We start from the raw sequence: 23,650 nt of genomic DNA, 5'->3' as shown, positions 1-23,650 counted from the left end.
GTCGGATGCCCGTACGGCCCGCACGGGTGTCGGAAACCGGCCACATCGCGGGAGGGGTCCGCGTACGGCTGACGGGGCTTGGCGCACGCCGTCCGGATCTGTCAGCATCACCGGCATGCCCGTCGCCCGTCGTACCGTGCTCGGGGTTGACCTGGCCGCTGCGACCTCCGCCCTCACCGGCTGCGGCGACCGCGGCGGTGCGTCGGCGGGCGGCGCCGACCCGGGCGGCACGGTGACCGCCACCGACGCGGCGGGGAACAGGGTGGGATTCGGCGCGGCCGGTAAGCCCACAGCCCCTTCGTCGGGTACGCCGAGCACCTCCCCCACGGCCGGCGCGGGCGCGCCGGGCAACCAGGCCCGGTACGCGGCGGACGTGACGGCGTTGCTGCGGCGACACCTGCCCGCCTCCACCGGCTTCGCCCCCATGACGTGGCTGTCGGCCAGCGAGCGGGCGGCCCGAATGGTCGCCACCGATGCTCGCTCGTCGCGCGGTCTGCTTCGGGGCATCGTGCACGACGACGTCGCCAACCACCTCGCCGCCGATACCGTGCGCCGGATGCTGACCAACCACAACGCGGGCAAGCCGGCCGTCGACCCGGATCGTCCGCATCGTACGGCCGCCCACGGTCTCGGCGTCGTGCTCAACCAGCAGTGGTTGATGGGCCGGTTGGCGTCGAGCCGCACCTTCGGCCACACCGGGTTCGCCGGTCCCTCGCTGCTGGTCGACCCGGGCCGCAAGCTGGTCCTCGCCCTGCTCACGAACCGGGCTCACCCGAACTGGTCCTGGGCGAATCCCGATCCGGTCCGCGCGGCCGTCGGCGACCTGCTCGCGGCGTCGGTCGACTGACCGACGCCGGTGGCGGTCAGCCTGCCACGGTGGCCGGTTCCCGGTCCCGGCGACGCCCCGCGTAGCTGACGATGCCGAGGCCCAGCCCGACGACCGCCAGGACCAGGCCCACCCGGGCCGGTGCGAGGTAGCCGAGCCCGGCGGCGATGCCGACACTGCCCAGCGCCGCGCCCAGGCTGTTCGCGATGTTCATGGCGGACTGGTTGAGCGCCGCGCCCATCAACTGCGCGCCGGGGGCGACCGTGATGAGGCGTGCCTGCAGGACCGGACCGAGGTAGAGGCTCGTCGCGCCGACCAGGAACGCGCCGACGAAGAGACCGACGGGGTGCGACGCGACGAGACTGAACACGCCGATGCTGGCGATCATCGCCACGAAGCCGATCATCTGGCTGCGACGCAGGTCCCGGTCGGCGAGCCAGCCGCCCAGGGCGTTGCCGACGGTCATGCCGAGGCCCACCGCGACCAGCACCCACGGCACCGTCGCGGCGGAGAGTCCGGCGACGTCGGTGGTGACCGGCGCGATGTACGAGTCGACCGCGAAGAAACCGGCGAAGCCGATCGCCCCGGTGGCCGCGACCAGCCAGACCTGCGAGGTCCGCAGGGCCCGCAGCTCGGCGGCCGGCGAGCCGTCCGCCGCCGCGGCCACCTCCGGCACGACGGCCAGCACGGCCAGCAGCGTGAGCAGGAAGACACCGGCGATGACCAGGTACGCCGTCCGCCAGCCGGCCGCCTGCCCGAGCCGGGTGATCAGCGGTACGCCCACCACGTTGCTCACGGTCAGGCCACCGAGCACGGTGGCGAAGCCCCGGGCCTCGTTGCCGGGGCCCATCAGGGTCGCCGCGAGCAGGCCGGCCGCGCCGAAGTACGCGCCGTGCGGCAGCGCGGCGACGAACCGCGCGACGAGCACCAGCTCGAAGTTCGGGGCGGTCGCCGAGGCGACCGTGCCGGCGGCGAAGAGGACGAGCAGCCCGAGCACGAGCCGGCGGCGGGGCAGGCGGGCGCTGAGCGCGGCGATCAGTGGAGCGCCCACGACGACGCCCAGCGCGTACGCCGTGATCATCCAGCCGGCCCGGGCGACGGCGTCCGACGAGGAGCGTGCGTAGTCCTGGGCGAGCAGGTCGCGTGCCATCTCGGGCAGCAGGCCCATCGCCACGAACTCCGTCAGGCCGACCGCCACGCCGCCCAGTGCCAGGGCGACCAGCGCCGCGAGGCGCTGACCTCTGCTCAGTGCGTTCACCGAGCGAATTTAGCAACAGCGTTGCGTAATAGAGTGGCGAGATGACGCGGACCACAGCGGACGTGACGTTCCTGCGCGGGTACAACCAGGCGCAGGTGTTGGCCGTGGGACGTACGGCACCGACGTTCGAACGTTCGACGGTCGTCACCGCCACCGGCCTGACCCCGCAGGCCGTCTCCAAGGTCATCGCGCGCCTGAGCGCCGACGGCCTGATCCGCTCCGCCGGTGTCCGCCGCCCGAGCATCGGCAAACCCGCGGTCGTCTACGAGCTGGTCCCCGACAGCCGGTACGCGATCGGCGCGCACGTCGCCCGGCGCACGCTGCGGCTGGTCCTGGTCGACCTGGCCGGTGCCGTGCGTCACTCGACGGTCCGACCGCTGCCCGCCGACTTCACCCCGGAGCAGCTCCTCGACGCCCTGTGTGTCGGCATCGAGACGATCACCGCGGACCCCGCGCCGCGGGACCGGCTGACGGGCGTGGGCCTCGGCATGATCGGCCCCCTGGACCACGCCAACGGCCTCGTTCGGGACGCGCACGGCCTACGGCACTGGCACGACGTACCGCTGCGCGAGTTGGCCGAGACGCGCCTGGGCCTGCCGGTGCACCTGGACAAGGACGTGACCGCCGGGGTCACCGCCGAGGCGTGGCGGCACGGCACGACGTTCGGCGACGCGGCGCTCATCATGGTCGAATCCGGCATCGGGGCCGGTTTCTGGCTGGGCGGCGCGGCCCACCGGGGCGCGCACACCAACGCCGGCGAGTTCGGGCACACGGTCGTCGACCTGGACGGGCCCGCCTGCGTCTGCGGACGCCACGGCTGCCTGGAGGTCGTCCACCTGCGCGCCACCGAAGCCGGGGACATCCCGCGCGCCGCCCGGGTGCTGGCGATCGGGGTCGTCAACCTGCTCCAGACCCTCGACCTCGCCCACGTGGTCCTGGCCGGCGCGGACCTGCTGCGCCACGCGGAGGTCTACCGCGCCGCCGTCGAACGGGCCGTGCGTACCGACGTACGACGCGCGGACTGGCTGGTCCCGACCGTGACCCTGTCCAGCCTCGGCGCGGACGTGATCGCCGCCGGGGCCGCGATGCAGGTCCTCGACCAGCTCTACGGCATCCCGGACCTCACCACCGGCGTCCCACCCACGATGCTGCGACAGCACCGGCCCACGGGCGACTACCGCGGGGTCTCGTCGGCGTAGCCGCAGCCGCCGGCCGGGTCCTCGCTGGCGCTGATCACCGCGTCGAGCCGATCCCGGACCTGGACGAGCTGGTCGATCTGGTGCGTGATGCGGTCCCGTTCGGCGTTCAGCAGGGCACGGGACTGCGGGGTGTTGACCTGCGCGTCGACGCAGGGCAGCAGATCCAGGATCGTCCGGCTGGACAGGCCCGCCGCGTACAGCGTCTGGATGAGCTGGACCCGGTCTATCGCCCTCTCGCCGTAGTGGCGCTGACCACCGCCGCTGCGCTCGGGGATCAGCAGCGACTGCTCCTCGTAGTAGCGCAGGGCGCGCACCGACACGCCCGTGTGGGACGCCAGTTCCCCGATCCGCACGACCCCTCCCCCGTGGCCGGTGACGGTCGCCACACAGCCTTGTCTCTCACGTCAACGTCAGGTTTTAGCGTAGGCCGCGTTCACGTCACCGCCCAATCGGACTCCCACGGAGGACACCATGCGGATCTCAGGCTCGATAGCGCTGGTCACCGGCGCCAACCGGGGCATCGGCCGGGCCTTCGCCCGCCAGCTCGTCGAACGCGGCGCGGCCAGGGTGTACGCCACGGCCCGGCAGCCCGAAAAGATCGACATTCCCGGCGTCGAGCGGCTCCGCCTCGACATCACCGACCCGCAGTCGGTGCGGGCGGCCGCAGCGGCCGCCCCCGATGTGACCCTGCTGGTCAACAACGCCGGGATCACCACCGGAACCAACCTCGTCACCGGTGACCTGAGCACCATCAAGTTGGAGATGGACACCCACTTCTACGGCACCCTGGACATGGTGCGCGCGTTCGCGCCGATCCTGGGCGGCAACGGCGGGGGTGCCCTGCTCAACGTCCTGTCGGCGTTGTCGTGGTTCTCCACTGAGGGGGCGAACGCCTACGCCGCCGCCAAGGCCGCCGAGTGGAGCCTGACCAACGGCGTCCGGCTCGAACTGGCCGGGCAGGGCACGCTGGTGACCGGACTGCACCTGGGCGCCGCCGACACCGACATGATGGCCGGCTACGACGGCGACAAGATGGACCCGGCCGACGTCGTCCGCCTCGCGCTCGACAGCATCGAGGCCGGCCGGATCGAGGTCCTCGCCGACGGGTGGAGCCGCCACGTCAAGGCGTCCCTCGCGAACGACCCGAGCGCCTTCTACGGCATCGCCGCGACATAGCCGGCCGGACGCCTGGCGCCGCTCACTGGCAGACGCGCCACTCGTCGTCCTCCTTGACCAGGCCCATCGTCTGGGTGGCCTGAGCGCCGGTGGACTCCTGGACCATGGTGACGGTGGCGGTGGCGGTCAGCCGCCCGTTGTAGTTGTTGACGTACACGCCGGTGATCTCGTAACTGCTGATCTCCAGTTGCGCGGCCTGGACCCGGGAGAAGTCCTCCTGGGTCATGGCCGTGCGCACCCGCTCGCACAGCCGCCCGTACGCGCCCGGATAGTCGCCGGCCCGCACGTCATCGCCCACGACACAGCAGACCGCCAGCAGACCGGCGAGCACGAGCAACACCCGACGAGCCGTCCGGGGCGGCGAGGCGGGCACCATTATCGGCTCGTACGTCATGACCTGGACGGTAGAGCCGCCCCGCAAGCACACGCGCTCTTCGACAGGGACAGGACCCCGCCCGCACATTTGTCGCTCCCGCATGAGCGCGCGCGTCGGCTGGACCTCGCGCGGGTTCGGCAAGCACGAAGCAAATGATTGATGTCGACCGAGGCGGACGACTCCGTGCGATGCTGTGGACATGACCGCCACCAGCGAAGCAACGAGATAGACCGTCGACACAGCGGCCGATTACATTTTTTCGAGATTCGATACGCAATCGACACGGCCGATCGTCGCGCAGAGCCCACCGGGCAATCCCGGAGCGATACTTAAGGCATATTTAATCGGCGCAACCGATCGGCGAAGGGGGTCGACTCGTACTCTTTCTTCTCGGAAGAAAGGTGCACCCTCGTTGACATATCTGCGACCCACCCCTCGACACCGCCACGCCCTGACCGCCCTGCTGGTGGTGGGCCTGGCATTCACCGGCGGATGCAAGGAGTCTCCGGGTACGCCCGGCGCGTCCGGCCCGTCCAGCGACAGCGGCATCGGCTCGCCCAGCCCGGCGACGCCGACGACCACCCCGGCGACCACGCCGAGCGCCTCGGGCACCTCGACCAGCCCGCCCGCTCCGGCCAAGCCGGGCACCTCGTCCACCACGAGCGCCGCTGCGCCGACCACGTCGGGTGGTTGGATCACCGTCGACGCCGCCGCGCAGGCCGCCGCGACGAAGGCGTTCTTCGCGCGCAAGCCGAAGCCGGTGACCGGCAACCCGGTGAAGGTTCCGGAGTTCAACGTCGGCTGCACGGTCAGCCACCACAACAGTGACGACCCGATCGTCCTGCCCAAGCTGGTCGGCGCCTCGCACAACCACACCTTCTGGGGCAACAGGTCGACCGACGCCAACTCGACGGCGGATTCACTGCGGTCGGCGAAGGCGACCACCTGCAACTCGCCCGACGACCAGTCCGCCTACTGGGTGCCGACGATGTACCAGAATGGCAAGGTCGTCGACCCCACCGAGGTGACCGTCTACTACGGCTCCCGCCTGAAGGATCCGAGCAAGACCCAGCCCTTCCCGTTCGGCCTGCGGATGATCACCGGCAACGCCAAGAACCAGGTGGACACCCCGGACAAGCAGGGCAACCATTTCTGGTGCGCCGGCATCGGCGGCGAGATCGGCCGCAGCGCCGACAAGACCTTCCCGGTCTGCGCCAAGACCGCGCACGTCGTCCGGCAGATCACCTTCCCGGACTGCTGGGACGGCAAGCACCTGGACAGCCCCGACCACAAGGCGCACATGGCCAACGGTGACCACACCGGAGCCTGCCCGAAGAGTCACCCGGTGCCCGTCCCGTCGGTGTCCTTCGTGATCTCGTACCCGTTGAGCGCGAACACGGACGGCATCACGCTCGCGTCCGGCACCTCGTTCTCGATGCACGCGGACTTCTTCAACGCCTGGAAGGACGAGGCGCTGGCCGCACGGGTCCGCAACTGTCTCGACCAGGGCGTGAAGTGCAACTCCGCCGGCAACTTCTGAGCTGACCTGACCCGCGCGGTCTCCGGTGGACGGTTCGGCGACCGAGCCGAGCCCGATGCCGGAGACTGTGCGTCGTCACCTACTTGCGCAGCAGACCCCGGAAGTCGGCTGCCGTCGGGAACGCCCGGTCCGGGGCGAACTCGCCGATGTAGACGACGGCCTCCTCGTCCTGACCGTAGGAGTAACCGTCCAGGGCGGGACCAAGCACGATGATGGTGCCGCCCCGTCGCCAGGCGGCGTACCGCCAGGAGTAGTGACCGATGGCGAGGTACCTGCCCTCGGTCCGGACGTCACACTCCGGCGGGCCGAGCCGTTCGGAGAACCGGTCGATCGCCGCGTCAAGGTACGCCTCGAACTCCACGCGTCCGGCGCCCCGCTCGCTCGACCAACCGGGCTGCGAACCCCAGAAGTCATCCGGCCACAACTCCCCGCCCACCACGTAGTAGTGGACGAAGGGCAGGTAGAGGCCGTAGTCGGTGTAGACGGCGTGACCGGCCGGGGTGACGAAACGCGCCTCATCGGTCGGCATCCCGTCGGTGGACCAACCGAGGCTCCGCATCGCCCGACTGGTGACGGCCGGATCGTGCCAGGGCAGGTCGGCCAACCCGATGAGCTGACCGACCAACTCCCCGCCAATGGGGCAGCTGGCGACGTGTTCCTCGATGTCCGTCTCGTCCTCGCCGTGCTCCGGCTGATGATCTTCCGACATGGCCGGGAATTCTTCCGACGCCAGCAGCGGCGCGCAAGCGCGGACATCCCCGGTCCAACCGAGGAATCGGCGGTGCAGCGCACCGGCCAGCGTCCAGTGCATGTCCTCGGTCGCCTGCACGAGGTAGCACCCGAGATAGAGGGCCAACGACACCGGAGCATCCGCGTACTCCGCGCGCAACTCGCGCTTACGGGTCGTGCAGGGCCAGGGCAGGCCGCAGCCACCGCAGCTCCAGATCGGCATGATCGGTCCGTGGGCGGTCACCGTACACCCCGGGTTAAGTTCCTACCCCTGGATCACGAGATAAGCCCGACCTTGACTGCGAGGTCACGGGCGTCGTCACGAGTGGAACGTGGGCCGTCGAGCAGGTCCACGGTGATCTGGCGGGCGTACCCGTTGAAGCGGATGGTCTCCGGTGCCGACTCGTACGCCTGGCGGAGGATCGACACAGCCGCTTCCTTGTCGTTCTTGCCGTGGTGCGCCCGCGCGACCTCGATGAGATGGCGTGCCCGGCGCGGCCTCGACGGGATCGCCGCGAGGTCATGACGGCGCGCCTGTCTCACCGCCTCACCGGACTTCTGCAACTCCACCGCCACGGTTACCGCATGAGCGCCCATGATGACCTTCGAGAACGATGTCTGCGGCTGATAGAACCCCGCTGGCAGGCGCTGCGCCACGCGATCCGCACGATCCCAGTACCGCCAGGCCCTACCTTCCTCACCAGCACGGGCGGCGGTGTAGGCAGCCTCGAAGTTCAGTGCACCCCACAGCGCCAACAGATTCGTGTTCCCGTCGGCCGTGCGTGGCTCCAGCGCCGACAGGAGGTCCAGCGTCACCGCCATCGCGGTGTCCCAGTCCCCGGCATCCCGGTGCACCTGGCACAGGAACCATCCCGCGCAGGCCACCGCCTCCGGGTCGCCGGACTCCTGCGCCGCCACCATCGCGCGGTCCGCAACCCGCCACAACAACTCGGCCGCGGGCTGATAGGCGAGGAACATCTGCGTCAGCCCGAACGTCTCCGCCAACAGGGCCTGAGCCCGCCGACGCTCGGCACCCTCGTACGCCAACGCGGCGCGCTGCACGTCGCGCAGCAGTCCCGGCAACAACCCGCCCAGCACCGTGCGGTGATCCGACGCCTGATGGCGCGCCCGCCATGCCATCGCGAGCCGCTCTCGCAGGCTCGTCAACGACCCCAGGGATGCCTCGTGGGAAATTGCGAAGCGGTTCACCGCGTCCCGGACTGACGCCAGCGCCGGATGTTCCGGTCCGTTGACCACAGCAGAGCGTGTGCTCAGCTCCCCGGCCAAGGCAGACACCTCAACCTTGAGAGCACGTGCGATGCGATCCAGCATGTGAATGCGCGGCGGCAGGATGCGATCGGTCTCCACTGCCTTGACCCACTCAGCACTGCGGCCGACCAGCCCGCCAAGCACCGCGCGGGTCTTGCCGGACCGCTCGCGGTAGGCCTTCAGCCGCTGCCCGAAGGTCAGTTCCGGCAGGGAATCCATCCCGAACCTCCTCGTAGCGCGGACGTACCGTCGACACCCGGCCGCCGTGCCCACCCAACGCTACCGGCTTATACACCGCCTCATAACCCTCACACGCCGCGCACCGCCTCCCGCGCCGGCATCACAACCCTGGCCCCTCGCGTTCTCCGCGCAGTCGCGGCAGGAACTAACCTCAATCGTCTATCGCCTGCGGGCGGACGGACTCACCGGCACAGGGACGGGCAGATGACCGACGACCATGACGCCGCCGCAGCGATGCGCTTCATCTTCGAAGCCGGCGTTCTCAAACGCGCCGCGCGCACCGGCTGGTGGTTCGCAGGCGTCAAGCAACCCGAGTCCATCGCCGAACACTCGTTCCGGACCGCGCTCATCGGAATGATGCTCGCCGCCATGGAGAGCGCTGACCCAGGCCGCGTGTCGATGCTCTGCACCCTGCACGACACTCAGGAAACCCGAATCACCGACATTCCCCACATCGCCAAGCGCTACCTCACCGCCGTACCCAACACCGCCGTCACCGCCGACCAGGTTGCCGCCTGCCCACCGGCCGTCGCCGACGTCATCACCGCCGCAGTCGCCGAATACGAAGCCGGCGAGACACGTGAAGCCATCGTCGCCCGCGACGCCGACAAGTTGGAATGCCTCGTGCAAGCCGTCGAGTACCGCCACCAGGGCATCGACAACGTGCAGCGCTGGATCGACAGCTCACGAGCGGCGCTCAAGACCGCCAGCGCCCTTCGCCTCGCCGAAGCCGCTCTCGCCGGACAACCACTCGCCTGGCTCACACCCCCGCCACAGTCGGCGGACCAGCCGACACCGGCCGTCCGCACCAGGCTCTGAACGGCGACCTCTGACACGATCCGGGATGCTTCCGACGCCGCATCAACCACGCGGAGACCGCCGCCGCGGGCCCGACCCGGCACGACGGCGATGGCCGATCACCTAGAGTGACCGGCCCCCGTACGCGTCGATCATGGAGTTGTGGTGGGGACGAACCAGACGTCGTCCCCCACGTCGGGCACCACAACCCCATGATCGACGAGGTCGGGCCGCACGGCGGCCCCGGCTGTCGGGCTAGAGCTTCGCGGCGCCCGCCTCGGTGGCGTCCTGCACCGCCGAGGTACGCCGGACCTCGGCCCGCTGGTCGCCCGCCTCTTCGCGGTCCGGGGCGGTCATCCGGGCCGCCCGGTTGGCGGTCTGCGCGGCCTGGTCGCCCGTCACGCCGCCCCGGATCCGGTTGTTCGCCGCCACCTGGGCGGCCGGGTCGTTGCCCGTCACGGTCAACTGACCGTTGATGATGTTGTCGTCGACGGTGACGCCACCGGTGGTGTTGGTGACGCTGACGTCCGCGCCCCAGTAGCCGCCGGAGGCGCAACTGTCGAGGGTGCCGTTCGGGCCGAGCTGGACGCCGCCGAGGTTACCGGCGAAGGTGGCCCGGCCCCGGACGGCGCTGCCGCACACGACACTGCCGGTGGCGCTGTTGAGCACCGACAGGGTGCCGTCGACGAACGAGTCGTGCACGTCGGTGTAGTACGTGCCGGTGCTGCTGAGGTTGCGCGTCACCTGCGTGCCCCCGTCGAGCCGTACCTCACCGGCGCCGACGGTGACGTTCCCGCTGATCGTGGACGCCTCGGCGAACAGGAAGCTGTCGATGGTCGCCGAGCCCTTCGGCCGGACGGTCAACGCGCCCGTGGAGGCGTCGGACAGGTATACGCCGTACCCTCCGGCGGCCAGCACGACCTGGCCGTCCACGGTCGTCTCGGTGGCGTCGAGGTAGCCGTCGGCGGCGACCCGTACCTCGCCGCTGACCCGGCCGCCGGTGACCACCAGGTTGGCGCCGGCGGCGACGGTGACGTTGCCGGTGATGGTGGTGCCGGTCAACGCGCAGGACTCACCGGCCGGCACGAGCAGGTCGTTGGGCACGGTCACCGCACCGCCGGTGCCGATGCAGTGGGTGACCAGGTCGGCGTGGGCGGTGGGCGCCACGGCCAGCACCGAGGCGGCGATGACGGCGCTCACGGTGGCCAGCTTGGCGGCGGTACGTCCGGGCATCGTGGTTCTCCCTCTCGATGGGATGCGGGGGCTCATGCGCCGACGTCCGATCGGGCCGCGGCCCGGACGATGGCGCCCTGCTGGCGCTTGGTCAGCGTGCCGGCGGTCACCAGCGCGGTGGTGACCGCCTCGACGTGCCGGACGAAGTCGGCGTGACCGGGATAGTCGGCGTCCTCGTCGATCAGGTCGTTGATGGTGCAGCCGTTCCCGGTGTCGACGTTGGCCACGCCGGTGTCGACGCCGCCGACGATCACCGTGTCCCGCGTGTCGGAGGCGGGGCAGGCGTCGGTGCCGTCGGCCACGACGGTGAACGTGGCCGACTGCTCGGCGGCGGTGTTGCCGGCGGTGTCCGTCGCCCGGTAGCGCAGGGTGTGCGCCCCGACGGTACGGACGACGACCGGGGTGGCGTACGCGGTCCACGCGCCGGTGTCGAGGGCGTACTCGATCTTCGCGACGCCCGAGTCGGCGTCGGTGGCCGTGACGGTCACGGTCGCGCCGCCGACGTACGCGCCGTCGTCGTTCCGGTCACCGGCCACCGTGGCCGTCACGGTGGGTGGGGTGGTGTCCTCGGCCGGCGGCGCGACGACGGTGAAGTGGGCCATCTGCTCGGCCGAGGTGTTGCCCGCGACGTCGGTGGCCCGGTAGTGCAGCATGTGCATCCCGGTGGCGGTCACCACGACCGGGCTCGTGTACGCGGTGAACGCGGCCCCGTCGAGGGCGTACTCGATGGTGGCGACCCCCGACCCGGCGTCGGTGGCGGTCAGCGTGGCGGTGACCGTACCCACGTAGTTGCCGTCGCCGTCGCGGTCGCCGGCCAGCGCGGCCGTGACCACCGGCGCGGTGGTGTCCTCCTCGGTCGGTTCGACGACCCGGAACGACACCGAGCCGACCGCGCTGGTGTTGCCGGCCTGGTCGGTGGCGCGGAACTGCACCGAGTGGTCGCCGACCGCGCTGACCTGCACCGGCTGGCTGTACGGCTGGAAGCTGGTGTCGTCGACCTGGTACTCGACGGTGTCCACGCCGGAGTCGGCGTCGGTGGCCGTGACGGTCACCGTCGCCGCGCCGACGTAGTTGCCGTCGCCGTCGCGGTCACCGGACACGGCGGCGGTGACGGTCGGTGCCGTGGTGTCGCCGCCTCCCCCGCCGTCGGTGACCACCAGCTCGCCGACCATCTGGCTGTGGCCGGGAATGGCGCAGAAGTAGCGGTACCGGCCCGGGGTCAACGTGACGGTCGCCTCGTGGCGGCCGTTGGTGGCGTCGAACGGACTGGCCAGGATGTTGATGGTGACGTCGTGGTTGTAACCCTCGGTGGACGTGTCGAAGGTCAGCGTGTGCGGCATCCCGGTGGTGTTGCCGGTGGCCGCGCTGTTCTCCCAGACGATCGTCGTCGCGCCGGCCACCGCGGTGGTGGGTACGGACTTGTAGCGGGTGGTGTTGTCGTCGGCGGTCCAGGTCAGCACCTGGTCCGCGACGGCACGCGGTGCGGCGGAGGCCGGTGGCGCGGCCAATGGCGCGACCGTGAGCAGGACCGCCGCCAACGCGGCCGTGAGTCGTCGGATCATCGTCTCTCCTAGAGCTCGCGCACGCGGATGTTGCGGAACTCGGTCAGGTCGTTGTCACCGTGGTTCTGCAGGCCGATGAAGCCGCGCAGGAACTGCCGCAGGTCGGTCGGCGGGTCGCCGGCCCGGGAGGACTGCTTGCCCGGCGTGTTGTCGAACTCGTTGATCACCACGCCGTTGCGGATCATCGTGTAGTGCTGCCCGACCACCCGGATCTCGTAGTCGTTCCACTGGTTCTTCGGAGTGACGCCGGCCTGGGCGAGCGGCACCGGGTCGAAGTTGTAGACCGAGCCGGTCTTCTGCGGCTCGCCGCTCTCGCCGTCGTAGATCTGGATCTCGTGTCCGCAGTAGATCGCCATCCAGGCGGTCGAGGTTCGGGCCGACCCGATGGTGCCGCAGCTGCCCGCTGGCCGCTGCTCCAGCGGCACCCGCAGGTCCGGGAAGCGGATGAAGACACCGGTGTTGGCCCGGTTGGTGCCCGGCGCGATGTCCTTGAACTGCACCTTCAGCGAGAAGTCGCCCAACTCCCTGGTGTGCCAGAGCATGCCGAGACCACCGCTGGAGCGCAGCGCCCCGTCGGGCTGGATGCTGAACGAGCCCGTCGGCGCCTGTTCCCAGCCGCGCAGCGACTCGGCGGTGCCGTCGTAGAGCGGCTCGTACCCGGTGCGACCGTCCCGGCCGATGTCGGACGCGGCGGCCAGGCGGGTGAGCGTGCCCGCCTCACGGGCGTTGAGCAGGCCGTCGTCCTGCAACCCACGGGTCACCGCGGTGACGTGCCGGACGAAGGCGTTGTGGTCGGGCCAGGTGCTCTCGTCGTCGATCAGGTCGTTGATCGTGCAGCCCTGCCCGACCGTCCGACTGGGCACACCGGTGTCGGTGTCGCCGAGCCACACCGTCGCCCGGGCGTCCGGCACGGCGCACCCGACCGTCACGGTGGTCCGTACGGTGGCCGTCTCGCCGTCGGCGTACGTGACGGTGAGCTTCGCGGTGTAGGTGCCCACCTTGGCGTACGTGTGTCGGGGGTCCGCCTCGGTCGACGTGGCACCGTCGCCGAACTCCCACCGGTGGCTCACGCCGCCGGACTTCGAGCCGGTGAAGGCGATCGTCAGCGGCTTGTTCTGCACGGCCACCGAGGTCGCCGCGGGCACCGGGGTGGGAGCGCCACCGGTGTAGGTGACCCGGATCAGCTTCTGGTTGGGGTTGAGGCTGAAGAAGCCGCCTCCGTAGTCGAGCAGGTAGAGCGCGCCGTCCGGGCCGAACTTGGCGTCCATCCAGCTCTGCAACCGGTTGTCACCGTTGCCGCTGGGGATGATGGCCCGCAGCGACTCGGCGTACACCGGCGGGGCGGCCTGCGGCACGCCGGCCTCGTCGACGGTGACCGCGACCCGGTTGACCGGGTTCGACTGGTCGCCGATGAGCCACTTGCCGTCCCAGTGCTCCGGCCACGCGACGCCGCTGTCGGTGTCGACGAGGCTGCGGTGGTAGGTGGGGCCGGACATGATGGCCTGCCCGCCGCCGCGCAGGTACGGCTGCGTGTAGGTGGCGTCGGCCGCGACGTAGGTCGGCAGGCCGCTGCCGTCGGTCCGCTTCGGGAAGACCGGGCCGCCGCCGTCCGGCGAGTACCAGATCATGTTGTCCCGGGCGGCGGGGATGTCCACCAGGCCGGTGTTGCGCGGCGAGGTGTTCTTCAGGTTGTCGCAGTCGTACCAGCCGGTGAGCACGCTGGCGTCGGTGTTGCTGCGGTCCCGGTACGGCTGCCGGTTACCCATGCAGTACGGCCAGCCCTGGTTGCCGGCCGAGGTGATGATGGTGGCCGTCTCGTACTTGGCCGGGCCGAGGGTGGGGCTGGGCGACGAGGCGTCCGGGCCGACCCAGCCGGCGGTCAGCCACTGGTGCACCGGGTCGATCTGGAGTCGGGCGATGTTGCGCACGCCCATCACGTAGATCTCCGGCCGGGTCTTCTCGGTGCCCGGCGGGAAGAGGTTCCCCTCGGGAATGGTGTACGTGCCGTCCGCCTCCGGGTGGATCCGGATGATCTTTCCGGCGAGGTCATTGGTGTTACCCGACGTACGGCGGGCGTCCTGGAACGAGATGCCCTGGTACTCCTCGGTCCAGTTGTTGCCGGAGTAACCCTGCGACCCCTCGGAGGAGTTGTTGTCGCCCGAGCCGACGTAGAGGTTGCCCTTGGCGTCGAAGGCCATGCCGCCACCGGCGTGGCAGCAGCTGTGGATCTGCACCGGGAACTGCAACAGGTCCTTGCGGGTGCCCTGGTCGATGGTCTGGGTCGCCCGGTCGTAGGTGAAGCGGGAGATGGTCCGCTGCCCGACCCGCTTGACCCGGTCGATCGACTCGTGCGGCATCCAGTAGACGTAGAGCCAGCCGTTCTCGGCGAACTTCGGGTCCGGCACGATGCCGAGCAGACCCTCCTCGTTCTTCACCAACTCCGAGCCGCTGCCCCGGTTGCCCATCACCCGCAGGGTGGTGAGCAGTTTGACCTGCTTGCTGCGCGGGTCGAAGGAGTGGATGGTGCCGCAGCCCAGGCCGACGTTCGGATCGTTCCAGTCGGCGATCGGGCCGCTCGGGCAGGCCGCCTTGCCGACGTAGAAGACGGTGCCGTCGGGAGCGATGGTCAGCCCGTGCGGCTCGCCGATCTGGTCGAGCTGCCCGGTCTGGTTGGCGGCGGTGAGCCGCTCGATCTTGTAGTTCGCGGCGATGGTCGCCTGACAGTCACCGCGTACCCGGCCGGTGGTCCAGTTCAGCGCCCCGGTCAGGTGGGCGCGGAACGCCTCCTCGCCGTAGCTGCCCTCGGTGTGGCCCATGCCGGTGTAGAACGACCGGCCGCCGTCGTAGTCCCGGCACCAGGACACCGGGTGGAACGGCCCGTTGGCACCCGGGCCCGGGTCGTAGTGCCGCTCCTCGACCTGGGCGAGGGTGTGCACCGTGCCGATCGGGTTCGTCTCCCAGTTGTCCCAGCGGTCCGACCGGGTGAGGGTCAGCGGCAGCGACGCGGTTGCCGGGTGGTTGCGGTCCAGGATGTCGACCACCGCCCGGTTCACCGGGGTCGGCGGCGGCGCGGTGGCCGTGCCGGTGAACAGGCGCAGGTCGGCGAGTTGGATCAGCGGCTCCCCGCTGTTGGCGGTGATGTTCAGCCGATAGCGGCTGAACTCCTGCGGCGTGGCGATGTCGAACCGCCGGGTCTGGAACCGCTCGGCGAAGGTCTGGTTGGTGCGGGTGTCCAGGTCGGACCAGTTCTGGCCGTCCGTGGAGCCCTGCAGGGTCCAGTCCTTCGGGTCCCGCCCGACGAAGTCGTTGGCCGAGGTCAGCGCGTACCCGGTGATCCGCTTCGGCGCGGCCAGTTCGTAGCTCACCCAGGCCGTGGGGGTGCGGACCAGCCACTTGGTGTTGGCGTCGCCGTCGGTCAGCTTCTCCTTGGTCTCGCTGGGCGGGTTCTCGCCGCTGGCGGTCACCCGGGCCACCGGTTCGGCCACCGGGATCGCGCCGGCCGGGCGGGCGCCGATCAGGCCGGTGAACCAGGTCGAGTCGACCTGCGCGCGGGCGGCGTCGGCGATGCCGACGAAACCGCCGCCGGCCTTCAGGTAGGCCTGGAGCGCCGACTCCTGGTCGCGGTTCAGCGCGGCGCCCGTCGCGGAGAGGAACACCACGCTCCGGTACGCGGACAGCTTCGTCGGAGTGAAGACAGCCGGGTCGGTGGTAGCCATGACATCGATGTCATGACTGGCCGCAAGTTGTCGGATGGTGTCCACCGCGCGCGCCACCGGGTCCTGCTGCTGGGCGACCGGTCCGTGGAACACGAGCACGGCCGTGCCGCTCTGCTGGGTCTGCGCCGGTGCCGCGGTCACCGCTCGCGGCGCGGCGGCCGCCGCCGATGCCGTCGCCGGGATCAGCGTGGCGAAGGCCGCCATCGCGGCGAGGGCTCGTCGTACGTCTCTTCTCATCCCCGTCCCCACCTTTCGGTCAGCTTCCGTGCGTGTGGGTGTGGCCCTGGAACCGGTGGATCGCCTCCTCGGCGCCGGGGGGCATGCTGCCGTCGGCGTTGCGCACCAGGAAGATCCCGGCCATGCCGCCGTCGGAGTGGTTCTGCACGTGGCAGTGGTACATCCACGCGCCGGGCCCGACGCCCTCCCCGGCCAGCACCTGGAACCCGAACGAGCTGCCCGGGTTGAGGTCCTTGTTGTCGACGACCAGGCTCGGGTCGGCCGGCCCTTCGAGCATCCCGGTGCGGTTGTCCGCCCAGCGGTGGGCGTGCAGGTGGAAGGTGTGGAACAGGTTGCCGTGCCCGATGGCGAGCCACTCCACCCGCTGGCCGAGGTTCGCCTCGAAGATGGGCGTGTTCGGGGCCATCCGGTTGTTGATCGTCATGTCGTGGAACACGACCGTGAACTGCTTCTCCGGCAGGATGTCGCCCCGGCGACGGACGATCAGCGCGCCGTAGAGTCCCTTCGCGACGCCGGCGGTGCCGTGGTCGGTGCCCATGGCGTGGTCGTGGTAGTGCCAGTAGCCGGCGCTGCCCGGCATGTAGCGGCGACCCGACGCGGCGACCATCTCGTGCGAGCGCCACACGTACGTCCGGGTCTCGCCGGGATCGTTGAAGGAGTCGTTGAACGGACTGCCGTCCGAGTCGGTGCTGTAGTCCACCCCGTGCGGGTGGATCGACAGCCGTTGGTCGGTGGTGTTGACCAGGGTGATCTCCAGGGTGTCACCCTCGTAGATCTCCAGCACCGGCCCGGGCACGGTGGCCTGGCCGGGTGCGAGGCCGTAGCCGTACAGTCCGCCGGGCAACTGCTCGGCGTAGATGGTGACCTTCCTGGTCACCCCGGCGGCGGCCTGTGCGGGGCTGCCGCCGAACGCGCTCCCGAGCGTGGGGGCGGACGCGCCCAACGCTGAAGCGGCGAGCGCACCGGTGGCGATCAGTGATCGGCGGGACAGGTGGCGGTGGGAGCCAACGGCGTGATCGTCCATGGGTCTCCGTTCCCGACCGGGCGGGAACGCGACGAGGGCAGGGTGCGGCGACCGCCGAGCACGGGGGCGGCAGCACGACCGAGGTGAGGCTCGTCGCGAACTTTGCCCGGAAGACTCACAACTTTCGATGGATGGACCCAACTTATGTAATCCATCGACGAAAGTACAGGGTCTGATTGCAGGAAGATTACCGCTACATCACGACGGCCGTCGATCGGCCGGAACCGGTGGTGTCAGAGACCGTGCCGGTCGTCGGCCGGCAGGCTGGGGGTTTCCAGCGGCGCGGGCGACTGCTCGGGCTGATCGAGCCGCGCGTGGGTCGGGTCGAGGACCCGGGAGAGGAACGCGCGGGTCCGTTCGTGCTTCGGCGCGCCCAGCACCTCCTGCGGCGGCCCCTGCTCGACGACGACGCCACCGTCCATGAACACGACGCGGTCGGCGACGTCCCGGGCGAAGGCCATCTCGTGGGTGACCACCATCATCGTCATGCCGTCCTCGGCCAGCCCGCGCATGACGGTGAGCACGTCACCGACCAACTCCGGGTCGAGGGCCGAGGTCGGCTCGTCGAAGAGCATCAGCTTCGGGTCCATCGAGAGCGACCGGGCGATCGCCACCCGCTGCTGCTGGCCGCCGGAGAGCTGCGCGGGGAACGCGTCGGCCTTGTCGGTGAGGCCGACCCGCTCCAGGTTGGCCCGCGCGACCCGCTCGGCCTCGGCGCGGGAGCGCCGCAGCACCTTGCGCTGCGCGACGGTGAGGTTGCGGAGCACGGTCAGGTGCGGGAACAGGTTGAACGACTGGAACACCATGCCGATGCCCCGCCGGACGGCGTCGATCTCGACGTCCGGGTCGGTCATCTCGACGCCGTTCACCCAGATCGAGCCGGCGGTCGGCTCCTCCAACAGGTCGACACAGCGCAGCAGGGTCGACTTGCCGGACCCGGACGGCCCGATCACGCAGACGACCTCGCCCTGGCCGACCTCGAAGTCGATGCCCTTGAGCACCTCGATCGGCCCGAACGACTTGTGCAGGTCGCGGATCTGTACGGCGGGACGGGAAGCGCTGGTCGTCATGCGGGTCACCGGGCCTTGGCGTAGCGGAGTTCGAGGCGGCGTACCACCTGGGACAGCGGCAGGGTGATGACCAGGTAGGCGAGACCGGCCACCAGCAACGGGGTGGCGTTCACCCGGTCGTTGAGCATGTCCCGGCCGAACTTGGTGACCTCGATGGTCTGTGCCGTCACACCCAGCACGTACGCCAGCGACGAGTCCTTGGTGAGCAGGATGAGCTCGTTCGTCAGCGGCGGGATGACGATCCGGAACGCCTGCGGGATGACGATCGTGCGCATGGCCGTGAAGTGCGACATGCCGAGGGTACGGGCGGCCTCCATCTGCCCCTTCGGCACCGCCTGGATGCCGGCGCGGATGGTCTCGGCCATGTACGCCGCGGCGGTCAACCCGAGACCGATGGCGATCGAGCCGAACACGCCGCCGGGGATCTCCCGCTCCGGAAAGGCGATGGGGATGCCGTACCCGACGAGGAAGAGCACCAGCAGCGCCGGCAGCCCGCGGAACAGCTCGATGTACGCCGTCGCCAACCAGCGGTACGGCGCCACCCGGGACAGCCGCATGAGCGCGAGGACGGTGCCGAAGACGAGGCCGAAGGCGAACGCGCCCAACGTGTAGAGGATCGTGTTGCGCAGCGCCACGGTGATGATCGTCGGGAACATCGACTCGATGATGTCGACGCGGAAGAACGCGTCGGCCAGTCGACCCCAGTCTGCGGCGAGGAGCACCGCGGCGATGATCGCGACGAAGACCAGGTACTGGATACCGAGGGACAGTCGTTCCCGCTGGCGGCGGCGCAGCTTCACGTTGGCTCGTTGCCTTCCCGGATTGTGCCGACGGGGTAGGGCGCGCGGTCCGCGTGCCCTACCCCTTGAGGAGCGTCGATCAGGCGTTCGGCTTCTTGCCGATCCACTTTTCGTAGATCGTGTCGTACGAGCCGTCCTGCTTGGCCTTGGCCAACGTCTCGTTGATCTTCTTGAGGAGCTCCGGGTTGCCGTCCTTCTTCACCGAGAACCCGTACTGCTCGCCCGTGTCGAACTCGGCGGTCACCGCGAACCCACCCGGGTTCTTGCGCAGGTACTCGGACCACACCGGCAGGTCGTTGACGGCCGCCTCGACCTGACCGTTCGCGACGGCCTGCTGCAGGGCGGCGAGATCCTCGAACTCGACGAGCTGGAGGCCCTTCTCCTTCTCGAACTTGCGGGCGTAGTCACGACCGGTGGTGGCCGCCTGCACGCCGAGCTTCTTGCCCCGCAGGTCGTCGAGCGACTTGTACGGCTTCCCGGTCTTGACCAGCAGCGCCTGCGTGGCGTCGAAGTACGGGTCGGAGAAGTCCATCACCTTCTGCCGCTCGGCGGTGATGGTCATGCCGGCGGCGGCCGCGTCGCACTTGCCGGTGTTCAGGTCCTGGCCGGACTTGATGCCCTCGAAGGGGGTATCGATGATCGTCTGCTCGACGCCCAGCTCCTTGGCCACGAGGTCCATCACGTCGACGTCGAACCCGGTGACCTTGCCGCTGGCGTCCTTGGACTGGAACGGCGCGTACGGCAGGTGGGTGCAGACGGTCAGCTTGCCGCCCTCGACCAGCTTGACTCCGCTGGCCTGGACCTCGCTGTCGTCCTTCTTGGCACACCCTGCGGTCACCGCCAGAGCGGCGATCGCCACGACGAGGCCGGCCTGACGGACTGCGCTACGGACCCTCACGAGTGTGTCCCTCCGGTTCGACTCCCCCTTGTGAGGGGCAGTCAGATTGGTACGAAGTCGGTGTGACAGGGGACGGTACCTGACGCGAGGAACGGTAACTCAGGTCACGCGGTGTAGCCGCGGTGCTGCGGCGACCGTCACAGTCAGTGAACGGGACAGGCGGCCCGGAATGGGACGACGATCCGGCCAAGAAACACCCGTCTGCCCTGGCGGGCCGCGCGTCAGCGGCTGCCGGTCCGCCCCGACGGCCGGCATTTGAGTATCCGCAGCACCCCGAAGGAGTAGGCCAGCGCCCCGAGCGCCGCTGCGCCACCCCGGAAGCTGATGGACGATCAGTGGTACCGCCGTCACCGCAGGGCAGATCAACCCGGATCGGAGGGCAGGACCTGACGATGGACGCCTACCCCACGACACCTCAGATGGCCTTCGCGCAGTTCGTCCGCCAGGCCGTCGACGACGCCCGCGATGAGCATGGCTGGACCGTCGGCGACATCGCGCACCACACCGGGGTGAGCCGCTCGACGCTGTTTCGCTGGCTCGCCGGAGACTGGCAGCGCTACCCGGAGCTGGCCAAGGTCCGGAGTCTCTGCGCCACCCTCGGCCTCTCCATTGCCGCCGCGATCCGGCCGCTCGCGATGCCGAACGCGGCCGTGACGTCACGGGTGCTGGCAGAGGTCGAGGCGGACATGGGCACCATCCGCCGACGGTTGCTCGACGACACCGTGTCGGCCGCGGACAAGCGGCAGATCCGTGACCTCCTCCGTCGCCTCGCCGGCCGGGACCTGCCGGTCGGGGCGGCGTCAGCGGCCGGTGCCGGGATCACCCATCGGCCCCGTCGCGGGTGGGACCATCGCGCCGGTGAGCCGAGCGCGCGGACGCCGTAGGGGCCCGCCGACGTCAGGTGGCAGCGCGTCCCTGCCGGCGAGAGCCGCCGTCGGAGCGTCGGGACCCGATTCGGGGTGCCCGCACCACCGGCGAACTGCTGGGACCGGGGCGATAGTCGCGCGCCGCGGCGGCCACCATGTCGTCGGGGTCCTTCTCGAGCGCCTGCCGCACGTGCGACGGGGTGAGCTCGGACGTGGCCATGGCCAGGCGTACCTGCACGGCACGATCGTCGACCAGACCGGCCAGATCCTCCTCAGCCAGCTCCAACGCGCGGACCAGGGCCGCCCGCACGTCCACCGCCGGGTCCCTGGCCAGGGCGCTGCGCTGCGCGGCGGTGGTCCGCGGGTTGCGGGCGAGCCCCTTGCGGACGCGGACGGTGCGGTCGGCCAACAGGGCGACGACGACCTCGGGGTCGTGGGTGTGGGTGGCGAGCCGTTCGCGTACCTCGGGTGAGGCGTCCTCGACCAGCTGGGCGGCGAGGTCGGGCTCCAACTCGCGGCTCTCGGCGAGCAGGCCCCGAAGCTCCTTGTCGGGCGCGGCGACCATCGCCCGGCGGACCGACTCGTCGCAGGCCGGGTTGCCGGCGACGGCCCACCGGACCCACCGGTCGGCGTCCTTGACGAGACGCAGGAGGTTGCCGACCGACGTGGCGGCGTTGCGCGCCACCGCCTCCCGGACCTGACGATCGTGGTCGCGGGTCAACGTCCGCAGGGCCTGCGCGGGCGCGTCCGGCCGCGCCGCGACCGCCTTGCGCACCGTGACCGACGCATCCGACGCCAGGTCGATGAGGGTCATCTGCGACGTCGCGGGGTCCTGCGCGAGGGCGAGTCGCGCGTCCGACCCGCCGTCGGTCCGACGGTCGGCCGTGGTGTTCGACCCGCTGTGCCGGTCGGTCCCGCCGACGTGCTGCTGCTTGCCCATGGGCGCAATCATGGCACGGGTCGACCGGGGCGCCGCGCGGCGAGCCTGGACGCCGTCCCTGGTCCGCCGGCCTCAGTGCTGACGCGGGGCCACCAGCCCGGACTCGTACGCGACGACGACGAGTTGGGCGCGGTCGCGGACGCGTAACTTGGCCATGGCCCGGTTGACGTGGGTCTTGGCGGTCGACGGGCTGATCACCATGCGCGCCGCGACCTCGTCGTTGGACAGCCCCTGGGCGACCAGGGCCACGGCCTCGCGTTCGCGGCTGGTCAACTCGTCGAGGCCCGTCGGGGCGCGGAGGTGACGCGGCTCGGCGACGTACCGGTCGATGAGGCGACGGGTGATCGACGGCGCGAGCAGCGCGTCACCCCGGGCGGCGACGCGTACGGCGTGCAGGAAGTCCTCCGGCTCGATGTCCTTGACGAGGAAACCGGCGGCACCGGCGCGCAGGGCGTGAAAGACGTGTTCGTCGAGGCCGTAGTTGGTCAGGATGACGACGTGCACTCCGGCCAGCGCCGGGTCGGCGGCGATGAGCCGGGTCGCCTCGATGCCGTCCAGCACCGGCATCTGGATGTCGATCAGTGCGATGTCGGGCAGGTGCCGCCGGGCGAGGGCCACCCCCTCCCGCCCGTCGGCGGCCTCGGCCACCACCTCGATGTCGTCCTCGAGGTCGAGGAGCGCGCGGAAGCCGCTGCGCAGCAACGCCTGATCGTCGACCAACAGGACGCGGATCACGCGGACGGTCCGACGGGGAGCTCGGCGTGGACGGTGAAGCCGCCCTCGTCGCGGGGCGCGGCGTGCAGGTGTCCACCCAGGGCGGTGACCCGCTCACGCATGCCCAGCAGTCCGACCCCGGGCGGCGGGGCGGCGGCCGGCGTGGCGGCCCCGTCGTCGTCGACCCGGATCGCGAGAGCGTCCGGCCGGTAGTCGACGTGGACCGACGCGGTGGCCGCGGCGGCGTGCCGGGCGACGTTGGTGAGGGACTCCTGGACGATGCGGTAGGCGGTCCGGTCCACGGCCACCGGCACGGCCTGTCGCCGACCCCGCACCGTCAACGTCGCGTCCAGCCCGGCCATCCGGGCGCGCTGCACCAGCTCCGGCAGGTGGTCGAGACCCCGCGGCGGGTTCCTGCTGTCATCACGTAGCGCCTCCAGGGTCGCGCGCAACTCGCGGCTGGCCTCCCGGCCGGCCTCCCGGATCGCCAGCAACGTCTCCGGCACCGCCTCGCCACGCCGCTGGGCCACGTGGACGGCCACCTCGGCCTGCACCTTGATGATCGAGATCTGGTGGGTCAGCGAGTCGTGCAGCTCCCGCGCGATGTGCAGCCGCTCCTCGTCGGCCCGTCGGCGCGCGGTCTCCTCCCGGGTGCGCTCGGCCTCGTCGGCCCGCCGCTCGGCCTGCCGCAACGCCTCCCCCGCCGCGCCGGCCGCGATCAGCCACGCCACCTCCAGAGCGCCCCGGGCCCGGGCGAGCGCGTCGCCCAGCGACAGGTCCTGCGGTGGGGCGAGCGCGGTGAGTGGCAGCACGACGAGCATCAGCATCGCGGCGACGACCGTGACGACCCGGTGGCCCGCCCGCACACCGGTGTACACCGCGAACAGGAAGGCGACGGCCGGCACGTCGAAGCCGACCGCCTGGTAGCCCACCGCGCACAGCCCGGTGACGGCCAGGACGGCGATCGGCGCGCGGCGCCGCGCCGCCAACGCCAGACCACCGGCGGCCAGCAGCGCATAGCCCAGCGGGCCGAGATCGATCGTGGCGGGGTCCACGGACCAACCGGCGACCAGCAGCACCACCGCCACCCCGACGGCGATCACCCAGTCCCGGACAACGGCACGTCCTGTGCTCATGCGCGCACCCTAGCCCGGGGCGCACACCGGGCGACTCCTGCGC

At 70.7% G+C, this 23,650-nt stretch carries 20 protein-coding genes and 1 pseudogene; 6 read left to right on the top strand and 15 right to left on the bottom strand.

What is annotated here, in order from left to right:
- Positions 1-115 precede the first annotated feature (115 nt).
- Positions 116-847 carry a serine hydrolase domain-containing protein gene (locus ACN269_RS00915; protein ID WP_421470506.1) on the top strand — a complete coding sequence of 244 codons (732 nt, stop codon included), beginning with the start codon at positions 116-118 and terminating at the stop codon, positions 845-847.
- Positions 848-863: 16 nt separating this feature from the next.
- Here the strand turns inward: ACN269_RS00915 and ACN269_RS00910 are convergent, their stop codons facing one another.
- Positions 864-2,084, bottom strand: coding sequence for an MFS transporter (locus tag ACN269_RS00910; protein ID WP_421470505.1), 1,221 nt, complete (start codon positions 2,082-2,084; stop codon positions 864-866).
- A gap of 41 nt (positions 2,085-2,125) precedes the next feature.
- Between ACN269_RS00910 and ACN269_RS00905 the strand changes: the two genes are divergently transcribed.
- A complete protein-coding gene (locus ACN269_RS00905) occupies positions 2,126-3,283 on the top strand; it encodes an ROK family protein (protein ID WP_421470504.1) in 1,158 nt (385 codons plus the stop codon).
- Here the strand turns inward: ACN269_RS00905 and ACN269_RS00900 are convergent.
- Positions 3,259-3,636 carry a MerR family transcriptional regulator gene (locus ACN269_RS00900; protein ID WP_421470503.1) on the bottom strand — a complete coding sequence of 126 codons (378 nt, stop codon included), beginning with the start codon at positions 3,634-3,636 and terminating at the stop codon, positions 3,259-3,261. The two genes, ACN269_RS00905 and ACN269_RS00900, sit on opposite strands and share 25 nt — an antisense overlap.
- A 118-nt stretch (positions 3,637-3,754) precedes the next feature.
- On the opposite strand from ACN269_RS00900, the gene ACN269_RS00895 reads away from it, so the two are divergent.
- Positions 3,755-4,459, top strand: a complete 705-nt coding sequence (locus tag ACN269_RS00895; protein ID WP_421470502.1) for an SDR family oxidoreductase — start codon at positions 3,755-3,757, stop codon at positions 4,457-4,459.
- Positions 4,460-4,481: 22 nt separating this feature from the next.
- On the opposite strand, the gene ACN269_RS00890 is transcribed toward ACN269_RS00895, so the two are convergent.
- Positions 4,482-4,853 carry a hypothetical protein gene (locus tag ACN269_RS00890; protein ID WP_421470501.1) on the bottom strand — a complete coding sequence of 124 codons (372 nt, stop codon included), beginning with the start codon at positions 4,851-4,853 and terminating at the stop codon, positions 4,482-4,484.
- Between the two features lie 394 nt (positions 4,854-5,247).
- On the opposite strand from ACN269_RS00890, the gene ACN269_RS00885 reads away from it, so the two are divergent.
- Positions 5,248-6,375 carry a DUF1996 domain-containing protein gene (locus tag ACN269_RS00885; RefSeq protein WP_421470500.1) on the top strand — a complete coding sequence of 376 codons (1,128 nt, stop codon included), beginning with the start codon at positions 5,248-5,250 and terminating at the stop codon, positions 6,373-6,375.
- Between the two features lie 79 nt (positions 6,376-6,454).
- On the opposite strand, the gene ACN269_RS00880 is transcribed toward ACN269_RS00885, so the two are convergent.
- Together ACN269_RS00880 and ACN269_RS00875 are read right to left on the bottom strand one after the other, a co-directional pair.
- On the bottom strand, positions 6,455-7,327 hold the full coding sequence (locus ACN269_RS00880) for a hypothetical protein (protein ID WP_421470499.1): 873 nt from the start codon (positions 7,325-7,327) through the stop codon (positions 6,455-6,457).
- A gap of 53 nt (positions 7,328-7,380) precedes the next feature.
- The gene (locus tag ACN269_RS00875) at positions 7,381-8,592 is read right to left on the bottom strand and encodes a helix-turn-helix domain-containing protein (protein WP_421470498.1); all 1,212 of its coding nucleotides are present in this window, start codon (positions 8,590-8,592) and stop codon (positions 7,381-7,383) included.
- Between the two features lie 225 nt (positions 8,593-8,817).
- On the opposite strand from ACN269_RS00875, the gene ACN269_RS00870 reads away from it, so the two are divergent.
- On the top strand, positions 8,818-9,432 hold the full coding sequence (locus ACN269_RS00870) for an HD domain-containing protein (protein ID WP_421470497.1): 615 nt from the start codon (positions 8,818-8,820) through the stop codon (positions 9,430-9,432).
- A 234-nt stretch (positions 9,433-9,666) separates the two neighbouring features.
- Here ACN269_RS00870 and ACN269_RS00865 read toward each other — a convergent pair whose 3' ends face one another.
- The 7 genes from ACN269_RS00865 to ACN269_RS00835 all read right to left on the bottom strand — a co-directional run bounded on the left by ACN269_RS00865 (position 9,667) and on the right by ACN269_RS00835 (position 19,951).
- Positions 9,667-10,644: a hypothetical protein gene (locus tag ACN269_RS00865; protein WP_421470496.1), complete on the bottom strand. Its 978-nt coding sequence runs from the start codon at positions 10,642-10,644 to the stop codon at positions 9,667-9,669.
- 32 nt (positions 10,645-10,676) lie between these two features.
- A complete protein-coding gene (locus ACN269_RS00860) occupies positions 10,677-12,206 on the bottom strand; it encodes an OmpL47-type beta-barrel domain-containing protein (protein WP_421470495.1) in 1,530 nt (509 codons plus the stop codon).
- Between the two features lie 8 nt (positions 12,207-12,214).
- Positions 12,215-16,159, bottom strand: coding sequence for a ThuA domain-containing protein (locus ACN269_RS00855; protein ID WP_421470494.1), 3,945 nt, complete (start codon positions 16,157-16,159; stop codon positions 12,215-12,217).
- Positions 16,160-16,178: 19 nt separating this feature from the next.
- On the bottom strand, positions 16,179-17,183 hold the full coding sequence (locus tag ACN269_RS00850) for a multicopper oxidase domain-containing protein (protein ID WP_421470493.1): 1,005 nt from the start codon (positions 17,181-17,183) through the stop codon (positions 16,179-16,181).
- A gap of 233 nt (positions 17,184-17,416) precedes the next feature.
- Positions 17,417-18,253, bottom strand: a complete 837-nt coding sequence (locus tag ACN269_RS00845) for an amino acid ABC transporter ATP-binding protein (RefSeq protein WP_421470492.1) — start codon at positions 18,251-18,253, stop codon at positions 17,417-17,419.
- 5 nt (positions 18,254-18,258) lie between these two features.
- Positions 18,259-19,053, bottom strand: coding sequence for an amino acid ABC transporter permease (locus ACN269_RS00840; RefSeq protein WP_396799691.1), 795 nt, complete (start codon positions 19,051-19,053; stop codon positions 18,259-18,261).
- Between the two features lie 79 nt (positions 19,054-19,132).
- Positions 19,133-19,951: a basic amino acid ABC transporter substrate-binding protein gene (locus ACN269_RS00835; protein ID WP_421470491.1), complete on the bottom strand. Its 819-nt coding sequence runs from the start codon at positions 19,949-19,951 to the stop codon at positions 19,133-19,135.
- Positions 19,952-20,343: 392 nt separating this feature from the next.
- Between ACN269_RS00835 and ACN269_RS00830 the strand changes: the two are divergent.
- A pseudogene (locus ACN269_RS00830) lies at positions 20,344-20,736 on the top strand (helix-turn-helix domain-containing protein); the annotation flags it as partial.
- Between the two features lie 112 nt (positions 20,737-20,848).
- On the opposite strand, the gene ACN269_RS00825 reads toward ACN269_RS00830, so the two are convergent.
- The 3 genes from ACN269_RS00825 to ACN269_RS00815 all read right to left on the bottom strand — a co-directional run bounded on the left by ACN269_RS00825 (position 20,849) and on the right by ACN269_RS00815 (position 23,607).
- Positions 20,849-21,757 carry a hypothetical protein gene (locus ACN269_RS00825; protein ID WP_421470490.1) on the bottom strand — a complete coding sequence of 303 codons (909 nt, stop codon included), beginning with the start codon at positions 21,755-21,757 and terminating at the stop codon, positions 20,849-20,851.
- Positions 21,758-21,829: 72 nt separating this feature from the next.
- Positions 21,830-22,492: a response regulator gene (locus ACN269_RS00820; protein ID WP_421470489.1), complete on the bottom strand. Its 663-nt coding sequence runs from the start codon at positions 22,490-22,492 to the stop codon at positions 21,830-21,832.
- Positions 22,489-23,607: a sensor histidine kinase gene (locus tag ACN269_RS00815; RefSeq protein ID WP_421470488.1), complete on the bottom strand. Its 1,119-nt coding sequence runs from the start codon at positions 23,605-23,607 to the stop codon at positions 22,489-22,491. Before ACN269_RS00815 ends, ACN269_RS00820 begins: the two co-directional genes overlap by 4 nt.
- Between the last annotated feature and the right edge of the window lie 43 nt (positions 23,608-23,650).

Origin of the sequence: Micromonospora sp. WMMD736, assembly GCF_049179015.1 — a bacterium.
GTDB lineage: Bacteria > Actinomycetota > Actinomycetes > Mycobacteriales > Micromonosporaceae > Micromonospora.
The sequence above is the reverse complement of the archived record's forward strand: the minus strand, read 5'-3'. Positions and strand labels throughout refer to the sequence as shown.

What these genes read in the sequence shown, in the direction of transcription:
- ACN269_RS00915 (WP_421470506.1), top strand. Translation starts at nt 116, where the DNA reads ATGCCCGTCGCCCGTCGTACCGTGCTCGGGGTTGACCTGGCCGCTGCG.
- ACN269_RS00905 (WP_421470504.1), top strand. Translation starts at nt 2,126, where the DNA reads ATGACGCGGACCACAGCGGACGTGACGTTCCTGCGCGGGTACAACCAG.
- ACN269_RS00895 (WP_421470502.1), top strand. Translation starts at nt 3,755, where the DNA reads ATGCGGATCTCAGGCTCGATAGCGCTGGTCACCGGCGCCAACCGGGGC.
- ACN269_RS00890 (WP_421470501.1), bottom strand. Translation starts at nt 4,853, where the DNA reads ATGACGTACGAGCCGATAATGGTGCCCGCCTCGCCGCCCCGGACGGCT.
- ACN269_RS00880 (WP_421470499.1), bottom strand. Translation starts at nt 7,327, where the DNA reads ATGCCGATCTGGAGCTGCGGTGGCTGCGGCCTGCCCTGGCCCTGCACG.
- ACN269_RS00875 (WP_421470498.1), bottom strand. Translation starts at nt 8,592, where the DNA reads ATGGATTCCCTGCCGGAACTGACCTTCGGGCAGCGGCTGAAGGCCTAC.
- ACN269_RS00870 (WP_421470497.1), top strand. Translation starts at nt 8,818, where the DNA reads ATGACCGACGACCATGACGCCGCCGCAGCGATGCGCTTCATCTTCGAA.
- ACN269_RS00865 (WP_421470496.1), bottom strand. Translation starts at nt 10,644, where the DNA reads ATGCCCGGACGTACCGCCGCCAAGCTGGCCACCGTGAGCGCCGTCATC.
- ACN269_RS00860 (WP_421470495.1), bottom strand. Translation starts at nt 12,206, where the DNA reads ATGATCCGACGACTCACGGCCGCGTTGGCGGCGGTCCTGCTCACGGTC.
- ACN269_RS00855 (WP_421470494.1), bottom strand. Translation starts at nt 16,159, where the DNA reads ATGAGAAGAGACGTACGACGAGCCCTCGCCGCGATGGCGGCCTTCGCC.
- ACN269_RS00850 (WP_421470493.1), bottom strand. Translation starts at nt 17,183, where the DNA reads ATGGACGATCACGCCGTTGGCTCCCACCGCCACCTGTCCCGCCGATCA.
- ACN269_RS00845 (WP_421470492.1), bottom strand. Translation starts at nt 18,253, where the DNA reads ATGACGACCAGCGCTTCCCGTCCCGCCGTACAGATCCGCGACCTGCAC.
- ACN269_RS00825 (WP_421470490.1), bottom strand. Translation starts at nt 21,757, where the DNA reads ATGGGCAAGCAGCAGCACGTCGGCGGGACCGACCGGCACAGCGGGTCG.
- ACN269_RS00815 (WP_421470488.1), bottom strand. Translation starts at nt 23,607, where the DNA reads ATGAGCACAGGACGTGCCGTTGTCCGGGACTGGGTGATCGCCGTCGGG.